This window comes from Streptomyces sp. NPDC090499, from assembly GCF_044769305.1.
Taxonomy (GTDB): domain Bacteria; phylum Actinomycetota; class Actinomycetes; order Streptomycetales; family Streptomycetaceae; genus Streptomyces.
This window is the reverse complement of sequence record NZ_JBIVXP010000008.1, coordinates 152,208-168,659: the sequence shown is the minus strand read 5'-3', so window position 1 is coordinate 168,659 and position 16,452 is coordinate 152,208. Positions and strand designations below refer to the sequence as shown.

Here is a 16,452-nt window from a genome sequence, read left to right as displayed (position 1 = left end):
CGGGACGAACAGGCGAACAGGCGAACAGGCGAACGCGGGGGGACGGCGACCGCCGTCCGGGGTCGGTCTCGGGTCGTGGTGGGCGGCCGGCGGGTCGCGGGGCCGTCGTGGCCGGTCGTGCCCACGCGGCGGGGCCGCACCGGCGGGCAGCGCCCGCGGTGGCCGTGTGCGGGGGCTCAGGCGCCGGCGAGGAGCAGCCGCGCGGCCACGGTGGCTCCGTCGGTGCGCATCGTGCCGGCCACGGCGGCGGCACGGGCGCGGGTGCCGGGGGTGAGGGCGGTCGCGAGCGCGGCCGAGAGCGAGTCGACGGTCGGTACCGGGCCGTCGTGGGCCGCGCCGATGCCGAGTGCGGCCACCCGGGCGGCCCAGTGCGGCTGGTCCACGATCTGGGGGACGACCACCTGGGGCACCCCCGCGACGGCGGCCGTCGTCGTGGTGCCCGCGCCGCCGTGGTGGACGACGGCGGCGACCCGGCGGAACAGCGCCTGGTGGTTGACCTCGCCGACGGCGAAGCGGTCGGCGCCGTCGCCGGGGGCGAGGTCCGCCCAGCCGCGGCCGATCAGCACGCGCCGCCCCTGGGCGCGTACCGCCTCGACGGCCACCCGGGCGGCGTCCGGGGCGCCGCGCATGGCCATGCTGCCGAAGCCGACGTACACCGGCGGTTCACCGGCCGCCAGGAACGCCACCAGGTCGGCCGGCAGCGGGCGGGTGTCCGGCAGCAGCCACGCGCCGGTCTGCACGAGGTCCAGGTCCGTCATCTCCTGCCACGGGGCAAACCCCGGGTCGGCGGCCAGCCAGGGCCGGTCGGTGAGGACGTGGTCGCGGACGTTGTCCACCGGAGGCAGGCCGAGCGCGGCCCGGTGGGTGTTGAGCGCCTGGCCGTACAGGGCGTTCACCCGCTCGGCGTCCACCTTCCACAGCGTCGGCAGGTCGGCGTCGGCAGGGGCCGGGCGGCCCGGCCGGCCGGCGGGCGGGAAGCGCGAGGACGGCAGCCCGGCCGGGTGGAAGCAGGCCGGCACGTAGCGGATGCCCAGCTTCTCGGCCACCGACCGCGCACCGGCCGGCATCAGGCCGCTCGCCACCAGCGCGTCGCAGCCCTCGGCCGCCGGGCCGACCGTGTCGAAGTGCGCGGCCACCAGCTCGGGCGCGAGCTTGAACGCGTCCTCCGGAGCCGGGTTCGGCCGGGTCACCAGCGCGCGCACCGACGGCCCGAACGGCACGTGCGGCACGCCCGCACGGGCCAGCAGCTCCGCGAACTCCTCGTCCGGCGGGGCGCACACCCGGGCCTCGGCGCCCAGCTCGCGCAGCGCCACCGCGAGTCCCGCCAGCGGCTCGACGTCGCCGCGCGACCCATATCCCATCAACAGCACACGCATGTCGCGCATCCCCCAAATACCGCGGTTCCTGGCTACGGCCTGCGATTCTGCGGGACCAGGGGGGCCTTGCCGCAAGCCCCCCGGTGCGCTATACGTTAAGAAGGGAGAGGAGAAGAACTCCTCCCTCCTGAGTGTTCTGCGGGCCGCCGACGAGCGGCCCTTTCTGCTGTCACGGGGCTGTCACGGCGCGCTCAGCCAGGGCCGGACCTGCTTGCGGGCCTCGTGCAGCCGGGACTTCAGGGTGCCCAGCGGGATCCCCACCCGTTCGGCGACCTCGGCGTAGTCCAGCTGGCAGATGTCCCGGTAGACGAGCGGCGCGACCAGCTGCGGGTGCTCCCGCTCCAGCCGGTCCAGCGCCTCCAGCAGATCGATGCGGGACCCGGCGATCACACTCGTCGTGCGCGGGTCGACGTGCTCGGTGGGTTCGATGGTCGCCGGCTGCTCCGCCGCCCGGCGCTTGAGGTCCCGGTACTTCTGCCGGGAGCAGTTGGCGACGACCGTGTACAGCCAGGTGCTGAAGCGGCTGCGGCCCTCGAAGGTGGAGATCTTCCGGGAGATCTGGAGCAGCACGTCCTGGGCCGCCTCCTCGGCGTCCTCCCGGCACGGCAGGAACCGCCCGCAGCGCCGTACGACGTCCGGCCAGACCTCGGACAGCAGCTGGTTGAGGGCCAGCTGGTCGCCTGCGGCGGCCCGCCGGGCGAGGTCTTCGGTCAGCGCGGCGTCCGGCACGGGAGGTCCCCCTCGAAGTCGATCTCAGGACAGGCATGATAGTCGTATGCAACCCCTGGAGCGGATCGGCCGCTATCGCCTCGAACAGCGCCTGGGCACCGGTGCCTTCGGGACGGTCTGGCTCGCCCACGACGACCAGCTGGACGCCTCGGTCGCGGTGAAGGTGCTCGCCGACAACTGGTCCCATCGCCTCGACATCCACGACCGGTTCCTGTCCGAGGCGCGGCTGCTGCGGCGGGCCGACTCGAAGCGTGTGGTGCAGGTCTATGACATCGGCGAACTCCCGGACGGGCGGCCGTACTTCGTGATGGAGTACGCCGACGCGGGCACCCTCGCCGACCTGCTCGGCGGCGGCCCGCTCCCGATCTCCGACGCGCTGCGGCTGACCGCGCTGGCGGCGCGCGGCGCGGCGGATCTGCACGAGGCAGGGATCGTGCACCGGGACATCAAGCCGACCAACGTGCTGCTGCGCACCGCGCAGGACGGCACCCGGCGGGTGCTGCTGGCCGACCTGGGGCTGGCGAAGAGCCTGGCGCAGGCGTCGGGACTGACCCTGGCCGCCGGTTCGGCGGGGTACCAGCCGCCGGAGCAGGCCGAGCCCGGCGAGGGCATCGACGCCCGCGCCGACGTCTACGCGCTGGGCGCGGTGGGCTACGAGCTGGTCACGGGGACGGTGCCGGCGGCGCCGGGAAGGGTGATCCGGCCGGAGCGGCTGCGTCCTGACCTCGGGGAGGACGTGCAGCGGGCGCTGCTGCGGGCCCTGGAGCCGGACCGGCAGCGGCGCTGGCCGTCCGCGCAGGCCTTCGCGGACGAGCTGGACCGGCTGGCGGCGGCCACGGCGGGCCGGAGGGCGCGCCGGCCCCGGCGCCTGGACGGTGTCCGCAGGCGGCTCAACGCGGTCACGCTGACCGTCGCCGCAGTCCTCGCGGCAGGCGGCACCGCGCTGGCGGTCACGATGATCGACCGGAACGGGTCGGCGGGGGACGAGACCCGGGTCGCCGACTCCACCGGGCGGGTGGTGGCCCGGGTGCCGTCCGGGTGGGCGGGCGAGCTGCGGAACTCCGGCTGGAACCCGCAGGCCCTGGGGCTGGCCTCCGGGCACGAGCCGGGTCTGGAGGTCGCCGACGACGTCTCCGAGTGGCAGGACCTGACGACCGCGGTGAACGGCGTCTTCATCGGCGTGAGCGAGAAGGGGGACGTCACCGCGAAGGTGGACGCCCTCTCCCACTCCGGCTGCCACTACGACGGCAGCCGTGCCTTCACCGGCACCGACTGGAAGGGCAGCGTCCGGAGCTGGAGCGGCTGTTCCGGCGCGGGCGGCTCGATCCAGGAGGCGGCCCTGCGGCCGGCCGGCGGGGACAGCCAGCCGCAGGTGTACGTGCAGGTGCGGCAGAAGGGCGCCGTCGACAAGAGCACCACGGACGGCATCCTGCGGTCCCTTCGGGTCACCTGACTCGGGGAATCCCGGCGTGCCCCCGAACTTTTCCGGCGTTTCTCGCATCGGATGGGAGTGACGGCGCACGTCGCGCCTCGGGCACGCCGCACGGGCGGGTCACGACACATCCAGGAGTGGTGAGACACATGGCGCACACGTCCCAGTCCTTGCGGCGCGGGGCGGCCCTGCTCGCGAGCACGGTCGCCGCCCTGGGCCTGCTGACCGCCTGCGGCAACGGTGGTCAGGGCAAGTCCCCGGAGTCGGTGTCGGGCACGGCCGCGCCGGCGACCGGCAACGCGTCGAGCGCGGACAGCTCGGGCACCTCCGCCGTCCCGTCCGGCAACGGATCTTCGGCGGCCTCGCAGAGCGGCGGCTCGGCGACCGGCGGTTCGTCGACGGGCGGCACCACGACGAGCAGCGCCGCCGCGACGCGCTGCCACACCTCGGAGCTGACCGCCTCGGTGGGCGGCAACGACCCGGGGGCCGGCCAGGAGAACTTCCCGGTCGTGCTCACCAACAAGTCGGGCCGCTCCTGCACGGTGCGCGGTTTCCCGGGCGCCGCCTTCGTGAACGCCTCCGGCACCCAGCTCGGCCCCGACCCGCAGCGCGAGTCCGGCACCACCGCCACGACGGTCACCCTCAAGCCCGGCCAGAGCGCCTGGGCGGGGCTGACCTTCTCCAACCCGGAGATCAGCGGCGCCAAGACGGCGACGCCTGCCGCGCTCCTGGTCACCCCGCCGGACGAGAAGGACTCGCTGAAGGTCACCTGGAAGAACGGCGCGGTCCCGGTCTCCGGGAACGCCTCCTCGGTGCGCCTGGGCGTCTTCAGCGCCGGTACCGGCGCCTGACCGCCCCCTGACCGGACCCCGCCGCCCACTCCCCCGGGCGGCGGGGTTCGTCATGTCCGGACCACAACTGTCACAGGCGTGCAACACGCACAGCCGGCTCCGATCTTTTTCGCCCGACCGCCCATCGAACCCGTCGACCACACGGAAACGGGGCTCCGCAAGGGGCCGGGACGACGGAATCGGGGACGGACATGAGCGGCATCTCTCGCAGGCGGGTGCTGACGGCGGGCGCGACGGCGGGGGCCCTGGGTGCCCTCTCCGCATGCTCGAACGGCAGCTGGACGCTGGGCGGCAGCAGTCCGGCCGGCGGCGGCAAGGGCGGCGCCGACGGCAGCGCGCCGGCGAAGCCGCTGAAGCTCATCGGCGACGGCTCCACCGCCGACACCGGCGCACAGCCGCACCAGCCGAAGGCGACGCGGATGGCACCCGGCAGCAAGCCGCCGCAGTTCGTGGTGTTCTCCTGGGACGGCGCGGGCGAGCTCAGCAACAAGCTGTTCTCCCGCTTCCGCAAGGTGGCCGCGGACCACGGCGCGAAGATGACGTTCTTCCTGTCCGGCATCTACACCCTGCCCGAGTCGAAGAAGGACCTCTACCGTCCGCCGCAGCACGCGGTCGGCGCGTCCGCGATCGGTTACCTCTCGGACGGGCACATCCACAACACGCTCCAGCAGGTGCGCGCGGCCTGGCTGGAGGGCCACGAGATCGGCACCCACTTCAACGGGCACTTCTGCGGCAGCGACGGCGTGCGCAACTGGTCCTCCGCCGAGTGGCGCAGTGAGATCGACCAGGCCATGGACTTCGTCACCAAGTGGAAGACGAACACCGGCTTCACCGATCTGGAGCCGCTGCCCTTCGACTACCGCAAGGAGCTGATCGGCGGCCGTACCCCGTGCCTGGAGGGCCAGGCCAACCTGCTGCCCACCGCGGCCGCGCTCGGCTGGAAGTACGACGCCTCCTCCCCCGGCGGCCTGCAGATCTGGCCGGGCAAGGTGCAGGGCAACCGCATCTGGGACTTCCCGCTGCAGTCCATACCGTTCCCCGGGCACTCCTTCCAGGTCCTGTCGATGGACTACAACATGATGTACAACCAGTCCGCCGGCAATCCGCTGGGCGACAAGACCCAGTACGACGCCTGGCGCACCCAGGCCCGCGACAGCTACCTGGCGGGCTTCGAGCGGGCGTACAGCACCAACCGGGCGCCGTTCTTCATCGGCAACCACTTCGAGCGCTGGAACGGCGGCATCTACATGGACGCCGTCGAGGAGGCGATCGGCAAGATGGCCGAGCACGACGACGTGCGCTTCGTCTCCTTCAAGCAGCTGGTGGCGTGGCTGGAGGCGCAGGACCCGGCGGTGCTGCGGACGCTGCGCACGCTGAACCCGGGTCAGGAGCCGACCGGCGGCTGGGGCGAGTTCCTGGGCGCGGCGGGTACCCCGTCCTCGTAAGCCGGGTCCGTCTGCCTTCATCTGCTTTCATGGGCGGGCCGTACTTGATCACACCTGCGAGGGACCCGCCCTGAACACCCCGCTCGCCGAGACCCTGTCCGTCCTCCTGCTCGCCGCCGTGCTGGCCTGGGCCGTGATCCGGCCGCGCGGCTGGCCGGAGGCGGTGCTCGCCGTGCCGGCGGCGGGCATCGTCGTCGCCACCGGGGCGATCTCCCTCGACCACGCGCGGGCGGAGGCCGAGCAACTGGGGCCGGTCGTCGGGTTCCTCGCCGCGGTCCTGGTACTGGCCCACTTCTGCGACGTGGAGGGCCTGTTCCAGGCCTGCGGGGCGTGGATGGCCCGTTGGTCGGGCGGGCGGCCGGTGCGGCTGCTGACCGCGGTGTTCGCACTGGCCTCGGTGATCACCGCCGTACTGAGCCTGGACGCGACGGTGGTGCTGCTGACGCCGGTGGTGTTCGCGACGGCGGCCCGGTCCGGGGTGCGGGCGAAACCGCACGTCTACGCCTGTACGCACCTGTCGAACACCGCGTCGCTGCTGCTGCCGGTGTCCAACCTGACGAACCTGCTGGCGTTCGCGGCGAGCGGGCTGAGCTTCACCCGGTTCGCGGCGCTGATGGTGCTGCCCTGGCTGGTGGCGATCGGCGTCGAGTACGTGGTGTTCCGGCGGTTCTTCGCCCGTGACCTGTCCTCGGCGGCCCCGGGCGCCCGGGATCCCGGCGAGCCGCCCCGGCTGCCGGTGTTCGCGCTGGTGACGGTGGCCTGCACGCTCGCGGGGTTCGTGGTCACCTCGGCGGTCGGCATCGACCCGGCGTGGGCGGCGTGCGCGGGTGCGCTGGTGCTGGCCGGGCGGGCACTGCTGCGGCGGCGGGCGACGCCGCTGACGGTGGTGAAGGCGGCCGCGCCCGCGTTCCTGGCGTTCGTGCTGGCGCTCGGGATCGTGGTGCGGGCGGTCGTCGACAACGGGCTCGCGGACGCGCTCGGCCATGTGCTGCCGGGCGGGACCGGACTGCCGGCGCTGCTCGGCGTCGCCGCACTGGCGGCCGTCCTCGCGAACATCGTCAACAACCTGCCGGCGGTGCTGGTGCTGCTGCCGCTGGCCGCGCCGGCCGGGCCGGGCGCGGTGCTCGCGGTGCTGCTCGGGGTGAACATCGGCCCGAACCTCACCTACGCCGGTTCGCTGGCGACGCTGCTGTGGCGCAGGATCGTGCACCAGCACGACCACGGGGTGGACCTCGGCGAGTTCACCCGGCTGGGCCTGCTCGCCGTGCCGACCGCGCTGTGCGGGGCGGTGGTGGCACTGTGGGGGGCGCTCCAGGTGGTCGGGAGCTGAGCGGATCGCGGCACCTCCGGCGGAGTGCCCGGTCAGGAGTGGCTGGGAGGCCATGGACATGCGGGTGATCGTCTGGCTGGTCGAGGGGACCTGGCCGGCCTGTGTGGACGCGGTGCGCGGCTACGCGCCGGACGCGTCCGAGGTGGTGCTGCTGCACGTGGCCGAGCCCGGGGTGGCCGGGCTGGCGCACGGCGCCTTCGCGGGGCTGCTGGGCCGGGCCGGTTCGGAGCCGGACCCGGAGCGGCGGCTGGTGGAACTCGGCGACATGTCGGCGGCGGAACTGCTGGACGCGGCGGAGACCCGGCTGGGACGGCCGTGCACCCGGCTGGAGCGGGTCGGCCGGGTCGAGCGGGAGGTGGTGGCCGCCGCCGCGGACGCCGGTCTGCTGGTCCTGGCCCGGGACGGCGACCGGTCCCGGCTCGGGCCGCACAGCCTGGGCAGGGCGGCGCGGTTCGTGGTCGACCACGCGCCGTGCCCGGTGCTGCTGGTGTGGCCGGAGGGGGCGCCGGACCTGACGACGATGCCGCCCCCGCCGCCGCACCCCTGAGCCCGCGCGGGGTCAGTGCCCGTGGTGGCCCCCGCCGCCGTAGCCACCGCCGTAACCGCCGTCGCCCCAGCCGCCGCCGTACTGGCCGTCTCCGGAGCCGTAGCAGTAGCCCGGGTACTCGACGCACGGGTCGTAGCCGGCGGTGCTCGACGGCGTCGGCTGTGCGGTCGTCCTGGACGCCGACGGGGTGGGCGTCGGCGTGGCGGGCTTCGCGGCCTTGGTGGTCGGAGTGGCGGACGCGGTCGGGGCCGGGGTCGGCGTCGGGGTGGTGTCGGCGTCCCAGTTGACGATCTGCATCTGCAGGTCGGGCTGGGAGGTGTCCATCACCCACCGCTGGGCATTGGCGTTCGTCCGGTTCTTGACCACCAGGGCGCCACCGCCGTCGGTGGCGGCGGGGGCGAGCGCCAGGTCCTGGTCCCAGCGGGGCACCAGTGCGCCCTGGAGGGTGAAGTCGTAGTGGACGCTCTTGGCCTTGGTCCCGGCCGCCGACGTGCACGGGGCGAGCTGGACGGAGTAGCCGAGGTGCGAGTCGAGGCACAGGTCGGGGGCGGCCGCGTTGCGCAGCAGTCCGTCGCCGTCGTACGTCCACTGCTGGCTGGCGACCGAGGAGCACTCGGCGAGCTCGGTCTCGGCGCCCTTGACGGCCTTCTTGCCGACCACGCCGATGCACAGGCCGGAGGCGATGTTGTGCAGGCGGCCGCGCAGGGTGCCCTGGGTGGTGCGGCTGGTGCCGACCCAGGACGGACCGGAGGAGGCCGAGCCGGCCGGCGTGGCGGACGGCTTGGCGGTGGCCGAGGTGGAGTCGTCGCCGGAACCGAGCACGGACCACAGCACCAGCGGCAGCACGACCAGGCCGCTCACGGTGCCCACCGCCACGGCGAGGTTGCGGCGGCGGACCCGGCGGGCGGCCCGCTGCTTGGCGCGTCGGGAGGCGGCCGGGTGCACGACCAGGTCCTTGCCCGGGGCGCTGGGCGGCGCGAAGTCCTCGCCCCCCGCGAACCCGCCCGTGAAGCCGCCCGCGAACCCGTCGGCGGGTGCGGCCGGGGGTGCGGCGGGCTGTTCGGCGAGCGCGGCCCGGGACTCCATGTAGGCGCGGGCGCCCCAGCCGAGCACGGCCTCGGCGAGGGCGATGCCGAGCCCGCCGTTGAACTGGTGGAGCTGGTCGGCGGTGTACCGGCAGTGCTTGCAGCCGTTCAGGTGCTGCTGGAGGTCGCGGTCGACGTCGATGCCGCCACGGCGGAAGGTCACGTCGATCATCCGGACGTAGCGCTGGCACTCGTCCTCGTGGGCGAGTTCGCGGTGCACCTGGAGGCACTCCTCGCGCATCCGCTCGCGGGCCCGGCGCAGTTCGACCTGCGCGTCCTGCTCGTCCAGGCCCAGCAGTGCGGCGGGTGCCACCAGGGGCTCCGACTCGACCTCGGTGTGCCACAGCACGGTCCGCGAGGACGGGGTGAGCCGCTGGAAGGCCCGGGAGAGCAGCCGCCGGTTCGCGGGTGGCAGCAGCCGGGCGGCGGCCCGTTCGCCCTTGCCGGCGCGCAGCTGGGGGTGGAGCAGTTCGCCGCGGCCGTCGTTGTCCCATTCGGCCGCGATACGCCGCACGGTGACAAGGAGCTGGGGGCGCCAGGCAGCGGTCGGGCCGGCCTGGCGGAGGGATTCACCGAAGAGCCGGGTGAATGCGGCGGTGGTGAGCATTCCCGCGCCGCGTGTCCCGTCGGCGCACAGACGGGCGTAGGCGAAGGCCGCTTCCCAGTGCCGGTCGAGGAGTTCACCGACGGGGTGCAGGGCGGGTGCCGTGCCCGTCCACTGCTTGAGCTCGGCGCTGAGCTGCTCGTCGGTGACGTCGAACGGCCGGGCGGGGGTAGGGGAATTCCCCAGGCCTGCGTCATTCACGGCGGCATTCCTTCCAGACGCAACGCGGGATTCGGCCCATACCGTCTGGTATGCGACCGGTATGCGGCCCGGCCGACGCCAAGGCCGGATGGGCTTGTTGGGGGGTTCGGCACGCGGGGAGCGGCCTCGCGCACGCGGCGGTCGAAAATAATTGTCCGCATGCCGACACGCCACACCTTTGCACAGGCCAGCACGGCAGAACAAGAGATCCCAGGGTTTTGCGCATTGCCCGCCGCCGGCGATAATTTGACGATTCGTCAATGACCGAGACCGCGCTTTGTCGCCGTATCGACATCGCAATTGGCGCGGGGATTCAGGGCCTACCGTCCCGGTATCGACACCAACCATTGAACCATGCCCCGACCTGCACAAGCCGCCGGGCGCCCGGCGCCCGGGAACCAATGACCGGGCGCATTACAGACGTTCGCCGGAGCGGTAGGCACCGGGCGGGACACCGTATCGTTCTCGGAAAACCCGGTTGAAGTGGAACGGGCTGGGAAATCCGGACGCGGCGGCGACCCGCTCGACGGTCAGGTCGCTGCTCTCCAGCAGCCGGGCGGCGTGTCGCAGCCGCGCCTCGCGCAGCGCACGCATCGGCGGCACGCCGGTCCGGGCGGTGAAAAGGTGGGCGAACCGGGACGGCGACAGCGCGACACGCGCGGCGAGCGAGCGGACCGTGTGCGGAGCACCCGGATCGGCGGCGATCAACTCCTCGGCGCGGCGCACCCGTTCGTCCCCGGCGTCCCGGCCGGGCGCCGCCGGGTGCGCGCCGGCGGTCGCGAGCAGGATGACCTCCTCCAGTGCGCACAGGGCGAGTTCGCGGGCCGCGCTGCCGTGCGCGACGGCGACGGGGTCGCCACCGGCTGCCGGGGCGGGCGGCGCGCCGGTGCCGGTCCAGCGGGAGTCGGCGAGCACGCGCTGGAAGGCCGCCTCGATCCGGGCGCGGTTGCCGTCCGGGGCGCCGACGGCGTACACGCCGTCGCCCAGGGCGCGGGGAGCAAGCCACGGCATCCAGTGCGGGCGGACCTGGCAGTGCGTCCACCAGAACCGCCAGCGGTGCGCGCCGGGCCCGACGGCGTAGCCGTGCGGGACGCCGGGGGCCAGGACGACGAGGTCACCGGCGCGCGCGGGGGTCTCCACGGCACCCTGCCGGAGCAGGCCGCTGCCGTCCGTCGTCCAGGTGAGCAGCCAACTGCTCGCCCCCTCGGGGCGGTTGATCCGGTAGCCCGGTCCCTCGTCGTAGCGGCCGGTGACGACCATCCCGGGCGGCGGGGCCGGGACAGCAGTGCCGGGCAGCTCCGCAGCGCTCATGGGCATCCTCTCCGCGGTGGCGTCGCCCTAGCGTGGCAGGTCCAGGGCACCGGACCGAGGAGGGCGGGCATGACAGCCACGGGCATCGACACCACCGTCTCGCGGCAGTTCGAGGAGGACGGGTTCACCGTCGTGCGGGGGTTGTTCGGGTACGACGAGATCGACCGGCTGTGTGCGGAGTTCGCGGCGCTGCACGCGGCGGGACGGGTCGTGCCGGGCCACTTCGAGCCGAGGCCGGCGGGGGATCCGCTGCAGCGGTACCCGCGGGTGATGCAGCCGCACGAGATCAGTGCGCTCGCACGGCGTTTCCTGCTGGACGCCCGTCTGCGGGTGGTCCTGGAGGCGCTGTTCGGGGAGGAGGTGCTGGCCGCGCAGAGCATGTTCTACTTCAAGCCGCCGGGGGCCCGGGGGCAGGCGCTGCATCAGGACAACTTCTATCTGCGGGTGGAGCCGGGGACGTGCGTCGCCGCCTGGGTCGCCTGCGAGGCGATCGACCGGGAGAACGGCGGCCTGGAGGTGGTGCCGGGGACGCACCGGATGGACCTGTTCTGCCCCGAGGAGTCGGATGCGGAGCTGTCGTTCGCGCGGGAGTACGTGGCACCGCCGGAGGGGCTCGCGGCGGTGCCGGTCGACATGGGGCCGGGGGACGTCCTGTTCTTCAACGGGAGCCTGGTGCACGGGTCGCAGCCCAATCGCTCCGCCGGGCGCAGCCGACGGTCGTTCATCGGGCACTACGTGGGGCGCTCGGCGGAGCGGATCGGCGGGTACTACCGGACGTTGTCCATGGGTGGGGAACCTGTTCCTTTGCCGGAGAGCGAAGGGGGCGGTCCTTGCGGGACGTCGCGGTTGTGATTCGGGTGCGGGTGCGATGCGGTTGCTCGCGCCCACGCGGCGGAGCCGCAAATCGCAACAGCCCCGCGCCCCCGAAGGGGCGCCCTTCAGTGGCCGGAGATCGGATGGGGGCCGTAAGGCTCCTGGAGCTCTTCGAGTTCCTTGTCGCTGAGTTGCAACTCGACTGCTGCCACGGCGTCCTCGATGTGGTTCGGCTTCGAGGCGCCGATGATCGGGGCCGTCACCGTGTTCTGGTGCAGGAGCCAGGACATGGCCACCTGGGCGCGCGGGACGCCCCGGTCGTCCGCGATACGGGTGACCGCCTCGACGATCGCGCGGTCGCCCTCCTGGTAGAGGCGGCCGCCGAAGTTGTCGTTCGCGCTGCGCTCGGTGACCGTGCCCCAGTCGCGGGTGAGGCGGCCCCGGGCCAGCGGGCTCCACGGCAGTACGCCCACGCTCTGGTCGGCGCAGAGCGGCAGCATCTCGCGTTCCTCCTCGCGGTAGAGGAGGTTGTAGTGGTTCTGCATGGACACGAACTTGGTCCAGCCGTGCCGTTCGGCCGTGTACTGGGCCTTGGAGAACTCCCAGGCGTACATCGAACTCGCCCCGATGTAGCGGGCCTTGCCGGCCTTGACGACGTCGTGCAGCGCCTCCATCGTCTCCTCGACCGGCGTGGCGTGATCGTAGCGGTGGATCTGGTAGAGGTCGACGTAGTCGGTGCCGAGGCGGCTGAGGCTGTGGTCGATCTCGGTGAGGATCGCCTTGCGGGACAGCCCGCCGCCGTTGGGGCCGGGACGCATCCGGCCGTGCACCTTGGTGGCGAGGACGATCTCGTCGCGCTGGGCGAAGTCGCGCAGCGCCTTGCCGACGATCTCCTCGCTGGTGCCGTCGGAGTAGACGTTGGCGGTGTCGAAGAAGTTGATGCCCGCCTCCAGCGCCTGCCGGATCAGCGGGCGGGCGGCCTCCTCGTCGAGGGTCCACTCGTGGGTGCCGCGGTCGGGCAGGCCGTAGGTCATGCAGCCGAGGCAGATCCGGGACACGTCCATACCGGTTCGGCCGAGCTTCACGTACTCCATCGTTGTCTCCCACCGTCGAGATCACGTCGTACAGAGGCGAGCGTACGTCGGCCCGCCGTCCGGTCTCCCGCCGTGGCGGTGGTTATCGGACGTCGGCAGGGCGTCGTCAGGGGCGGTCCAGCAGGTCCAGCGCGCGCTCCCAGGCGAACTCGGGGCGGCCGCCGTCCGCGTCGGCCCCGCCGGCGTAGGGGTCGCCGAAGCGCACGCCGAGGGCGCGCAGCCGGGTCAGGCTCTCCTGGTAGGCGGGGTGTGCGGCGAGCGCGCCCGCGACGCAGGGCAGGACCGCGATCGGGACGTCGAGTCCCAGGGCCTCGCACAGCGTGCCGACGGCGAGGGTGTCGGCGAGCCCGGCGGCCCACTTGTTCACGGTGTTGAAGGTCGCGGGCGCGACGACCACGGCGTCCGGCGCGGGGAAGGGACGCGGATCGGAGGGGCGGCGCCAGGCCGACCGGATCGGGCGCCCGGTGCGCGCCTCCGCCTCCGCGGTGTCGAAGAAGCCGTTCACGGCCACGGGCGTGGCGATGATCCCGACCTCCCAGCCGCGTTCCTGGGCCGCGGTGACGAGTCTGCCGACGCCCGCGGCGATGCCGGCGGCGCAGACGACCAGGTAGAGGAAGGGCTTCCGGGGCTCGTCGGTCATCCGGGAACCCTATGCGGGGGGCTATCGGAGCGGGAAGGACAGGCCCCGCTCGGAGTCCGGGCGCGGACCGTGGATCCGGCGCTCGTGCTCCTCGATCCGCACGTCGTTGATGCTGGCCTCGCGCCGGGTCATGAGCCCGTGCCCGTCGAACTCCCAGAGCTCGTTGCCGTACGAGCGCCACCACTGGCCGTCCGCGTCGTGGCACTCGTACTGGAAGCGGACCGCGATGCGGTCGCCGTCGAAGGCCCACAGGTCCTTGCGGAGCGCGTAGTCGAGTTCGCGGGCCCATTTCGCGGTGAGGAACTCGACGATCGCGGCGCGGCCGGTGACGAAGGTGCCGCGGTTGCGCCAGACCGAGTCCTCGGAGTAGGCGAGCGCGACCCGCTCGGGGTCACGGGTGTTCCAGGCGTCCTCGGCGGCCTGGACCTTCTGGACTGCGGTCTCCCGGGTGAAGGGCGGCAGGGGCGGGCGGGCGGTCATGGTCTCCTCCTCGTCGAAGAGAGAACGTGCGTTCTCCGCGTCGCTGCTACCGTAGGAGAACGCACGTTCTCTCGTCAAGGAGTGGCCCATGGACAGCGCGGTCGCGCGTGAGCAGGCTCTGGACGCCGCCGAGCGGCTGTTCTACGGGCGCGGGGTGCAGTCCGTCGGCATGGACGACATACGCGGCGCCTCCGGCGTCTCCCTCAAACGGCTCTACCAGCTCTTCCCCGCCAAGGAGCAGCTCGTGGCGGCCTATCTGGAGCGGCGGGACGTGCGCTGGCGGCAGCGGCTCGCCGACCATGTCCGGCGGCACGAGGACCCCCGCGAGCGGATCCTCGCGGTCTTCGACTGGCTGGAGGGGTGGTTCGCAGAGGCGGACTTCCGGGGGTGCGCCTGGATCAACGCGTACGGCGAGCTCGGTGCCACCTCCCCGGGGGTGGTGGCCCAGGTCCGCGGCCACAAGCGGGCGTTCCGGGACTACCTGGCGGAGCTGGTGGCCGACGCCGGGATGGACGCCGCGCTGACCGGGCCGCTGTTCCTGCTCGCCGAGGGGGCGATGGTCACCGCGGGCGTCACCGGGAGCACGGAGCCCGCGGCGGAGGCCCGCGCGGCGGCCCGGGTGCTGCTGCGCGCCGGATGAGGTCAGGCCACGGCGGCCAGCCGGGACAGGGCGGTGCGGGCCCCGGTGAGGGAGGCGGCGGCCGCCTCCTCCTGACCGGCCAGGAAGGGCAGCACGTCGACGCGGGTCAGCTCGGCGGCCACCGGGTGAAAGTGCTCGGGCCGGACGCCGAGCCGGGCCGTCCAGGCCCTCAGGTACGGCAGCTGGAAGTCCAGGTCCGCCCGGCGGGTCTCCGGGCCGTAGGCACCGCCGCGCGCCAGGACGGCCACCACCCGGGTGCCGGACAGCAGGCTCTCCCCCGTGTCCGGGTGCACGAAGGCGCCGGGGAAGGTCACCCGGTCGATCCACGCCTTGAGGGCCGCGGGCACCGCGAAGTTGTACATGGGGACGCCGAGCAGCACCGTGTCCGCGGCGGCCAGCTCGGTGATCGGAGGCAGGGTCAGTTCCCACTCGCGGGCCTCGGCCCGGCTCTCGATCAGCGCGGGCACCTTGGCGGGCGGCACGAAGCCCTCGCGCTCCACCCGGCGGCCCAGGGTGGTGTAGGCGCCGGTGAGCGGGGCCACCGGGGTGGCGGTCAGGTCGCGGCGGCGGTACTCCCCCGCCGGGTGCCCGGCACGCCAGGCGCGGGCGAAGTCCGCGGTCAGGCGCCTGGTCACGGAGTCGGCGGTCGCGTCGGCGCTGGAGTCGATGTGCAGCAGCATGGGGTGGTCACCTCGGTCGGTCCGGATACGTCGACGGGGTGACGGAGCACGGAACGGAAAGGTGACCCCATGGACCGGCACGACGACCTGGCGGCGGAGTTCGAGGCGCGGCGCGCACGACTGCGGGCCATCGCCTACCGCATGCTGGGCTCGGCCGGGGACGCCGAGGACGCGGTCCAGGAGGCCTGGCTGCGGCTGAGCCGCGCGGGCAGTGCCGACATCGGCAACCTCACCGCCTGGCTGACGACGGTCGTCTCCCGCGTCTGCCTGGACTTGCTGCGCGCCCGCACCGCGCACCGCGAGGACCCGTACGGCGCGGACCTCCCGGAGCGCGCGGCCGGCGGCGGGCCCGAGGAGGAGGCCGTGCTGGCCGAGTCGGTGGGGCTCGCCCTGCTGGTGGTGCTGGAGACACTGAGTCCGGCGGAGCGGGTGGCGTTCGTGCTGCACGATGTGTTCGGGGTGCCGTTCGAGCGGATCGCGGCGATCACCGACCGTTCGCTGCCGGCCGCGAAGAAGCTCGCCAGCCGGGCCCGGCACAAGGTCCGCGGCACGCCCGCGCTGCCGGCCGCCGAGCAGGACCGGCACCGCGGGGTCGTGGAGGCGTTCCTGGCCGCCGCCCGAGGCGGTGACCTGGGCGCGCTGCTCGGCCTGCTCGCCCCGGACGTGGTCCGGCACGCCGACCCCGCAACCCTGCCGCCGGGGGTGGCGGCGGAGCTGCGGGGCGCGCGGGCCGTCGCGGAGGGCACGGTGCTGCTGCGCGACCGCGCCCGCTCGGCCGTACCGGCCCTGGTGGACGGCCGGGTCGGCCTCGTCGTCGCTCCGCGCGGACGGCTGCGGTACGTCCTGCGGTTCACCGTCGAGGGCGACCGGGTGGCGGCGTACGAGGTGGTCGCCGACCCGGTGCTGCTGCGGCGGCTGGAAGTGGCGGTGCTCGACGTGCCGGCGGCTGTCTGAGGCCGGCAGGTCGAGGCGGCCCAGCCCAGGCCTAGCCCGTCGGTTCCTTGACCGTGATGGCGTGCACCGGGCAGGCTCGGGCCGCCTCCTTGACCAGCGGGTCGCCGCCGCCGTCCTCCTTGCCGGGGAGCAGGGCGCTGAAGCCGTCGTCGTCCTGGGTGAAGACGTTCGGGGCGGTGAGGGCGCACTGCCCCGCGCCGATGCAGACGTCCGTGTCGATCTCGATGTGCATGGCAGGAG

17 protein-coding genes are annotated in these 16,452 nt (G+C 73.7%); 8 read left to right on the top strand and 9 right to left on the bottom strand.

Annotation, left to right across the window (positions count from 1 at the left end):
- Nucleotides 1-176: 176 nt before the first annotated feature.
- Nucleotides 177-1,376, bottom strand: a complete 1,200-nt coding sequence (locus ACIQVL_RS28430) for a glycosyltransferase (protein ID WP_403476717.1) — start codon at nt 1,374-1,376, stop codon at nt 177-179.
- Between the two features lie 180 nt (nt 1,377-1,556).
- Nucleotides 1,557-2,105 (bottom strand): RNA polymerase sigma factor, encoded by a 549-nt coding sequence (locus ACIQVL_RS28425; protein WP_403426134.1) that lies wholly within the window; start codon nt 2,103-2,105, stop codon nt 1,557-1,559.
- Nucleotides 2,106-2,151: 46 nt separating this feature from the next.
- On the opposite strand from ACIQVL_RS28425, the gene ACIQVL_RS28420 reads away from it, so the two are divergent.
- The 5 genes from ACIQVL_RS28420 (at nt 2,152) to ACIQVL_RS28400 (ending at nt 7,710) form a co-directional block, all read left to right on the top strand.
- Nucleotides 2,152-3,558: a serine/threonine-protein kinase gene (locus tag ACIQVL_RS28420; RefSeq protein ID WP_403426136.1), complete on the top strand. Its 1,407-nt coding sequence runs from the start codon at nt 2,152-2,154 to the stop codon at nt 3,556-3,558.
- A 128-nt stretch (nt 3,559-3,686) separates the two neighbouring features.
- Complete coding sequence (locus tag ACIQVL_RS28415; protein ID WP_403476716.1) at nt 3,687-4,388, top strand: DUF4232 domain-containing protein; 702 nt, start codon at nt 3,687-3,689, stop codon at nt 4,386-4,388.
- A gap of 191 nt (nt 4,389-4,579) precedes the next feature.
- Nucleotides 4,580-5,833 carry a hypothetical protein gene (locus ACIQVL_RS28410; RefSeq protein WP_403426140.1) on the top strand — a complete coding sequence of 418 codons (1,254 nt, stop codon included), beginning with the start codon at nt 4,580-4,582 and terminating at the stop codon, nt 5,831-5,833.
- Nucleotides 5,834-5,903: 70 nt separating this feature from the next.
- Entirely contained in the window at nt 5,904-7,163 is a 1,260-nt protein-coding gene (locus ACIQVL_RS28405; RefSeq protein ID WP_403426273.1) for an arsenic transporter, read from the top strand.
- 58 nt (nt 7,164-7,221) lie between these two features.
- Complete coding sequence (locus ACIQVL_RS28400) at nt 7,222-7,710, top strand: universal stress protein (protein ID WP_403426142.1); 489 nt, start codon at nt 7,222-7,224, stop codon at nt 7,708-7,710.
- Nucleotides 7,711-7,722: 12 nt separating this feature from the next.
- Here ACIQVL_RS28400 and ACIQVL_RS28395 read toward each other — a convergent pair whose 3' ends face one another.
- Nucleotides 7,723-9,600 (bottom strand): RICIN domain-containing protein, encoded by a 1,878-nt coding sequence (locus tag ACIQVL_RS28395; RefSeq protein WP_403476715.1) that lies wholly within the window; start codon nt 9,598-9,600, stop codon nt 7,723-7,725.
- A gap of 414 nt (nt 9,601-10,014) precedes the next feature.
- A complete protein-coding gene (locus ACIQVL_RS28390; RefSeq protein ID WP_403426145.1) occupies nt 10,015-10,911 on the bottom strand; it encodes a helix-turn-helix domain-containing protein in 897 nt (298 codons plus the stop codon).
- Between the two features lie 69 nt (nt 10,912-10,980).
- On the opposite strand from ACIQVL_RS28390, the gene ACIQVL_RS28385 reads away from it, so the two are divergent.
- A complete protein-coding gene (locus ACIQVL_RS28385; protein WP_403426147.1) occupies nt 10,981-11,763 on the top strand; it encodes a phytanoyl-CoA dioxygenase family protein in 783 nt (260 codons plus the stop codon).
- Nucleotides 11,764-11,849: 86 nt separating this feature from the next.
- Here the strand turns inward: ACIQVL_RS28385 and ACIQVL_RS28380 are convergent, their stop codons facing one another.
- From ACIQVL_RS28380 to ACIQVL_RS28370, 3 genes are all read right to left on the bottom strand, one after another.
- Nucleotides 11,850-12,818, bottom strand: a complete 969-nt coding sequence (locus tag ACIQVL_RS28380) for an aldo/keto reductase (protein ID WP_403476714.1) — start codon at nt 12,816-12,818, stop codon at nt 11,850-11,852.
- 106 nt (nt 12,819-12,924) lie between these two features.
- A complete protein-coding gene (locus tag ACIQVL_RS28375; RefSeq protein WP_403426151.1) occupies nt 12,925-13,458 on the bottom strand; it encodes a flavoprotein in 534 nt (177 codons plus the stop codon).
- A 21-nt stretch (nt 13,459-13,479) separates the two neighbouring features.
- Complete coding sequence (locus ACIQVL_RS28370; RefSeq protein ID WP_403476713.1) at nt 13,480-13,938, bottom strand: DUF1348 family protein; 459 nt, start codon at nt 13,936-13,938, stop codon at nt 13,480-13,482.
- Between the two features lie 88 nt (nt 13,939-14,026).
- Here ACIQVL_RS28370 and ACIQVL_RS28365 point away from each other — a divergent pair, with 88 nt between their 5' ends.
- Complete coding sequence (locus tag ACIQVL_RS28365) at nt 14,027-14,578, top strand: TetR/AcrR family transcriptional regulator (RefSeq protein WP_403476712.1); 552 nt, start codon at nt 14,027-14,029, stop codon at nt 14,576-14,578.
- A gap of 2 nt (nt 14,579-14,580) precedes the next feature.
- On the opposite strand, the gene ACIQVL_RS28360 is transcribed toward ACIQVL_RS28365, so the two are convergent.
- Nucleotides 14,581-15,258, bottom strand: a complete 678-nt coding sequence (locus tag ACIQVL_RS28360; RefSeq protein ID WP_403476711.1) for an FMN-dependent NADH-azoreductase — start codon at nt 15,256-15,258, stop codon at nt 14,581-14,583.
- 69 nt (nt 15,259-15,327) lie between these two features.
- Here ACIQVL_RS28360 and ACIQVL_RS28355 point away from each other — a divergent pair, with 69 nt between their 5' ends.
- Complete coding sequence (locus ACIQVL_RS28355) at nt 15,328-16,212, top strand: sigma-70 family RNA polymerase sigma factor (protein WP_403476710.1); 885 nt, start codon at nt 15,328-15,330, stop codon at nt 16,210-16,212.
- A 31-nt stretch (nt 16,213-16,243) separates the two neighbouring features.
- Here the strand turns inward: ACIQVL_RS28355 and ACIQVL_RS28350 are convergent, their stop codons facing one another.
- Nucleotides 16,244-16,444 carry a ferredoxin gene (locus tag ACIQVL_RS28350; RefSeq protein ID WP_133022756.1) on the bottom strand — a complete coding sequence of 67 codons (201 nt, stop codon included), beginning with the start codon at nt 16,442-16,444 and terminating at the stop codon, nt 16,244-16,246.
- Nucleotides 16,445-16,452: the final 8 nt, after the last annotated feature.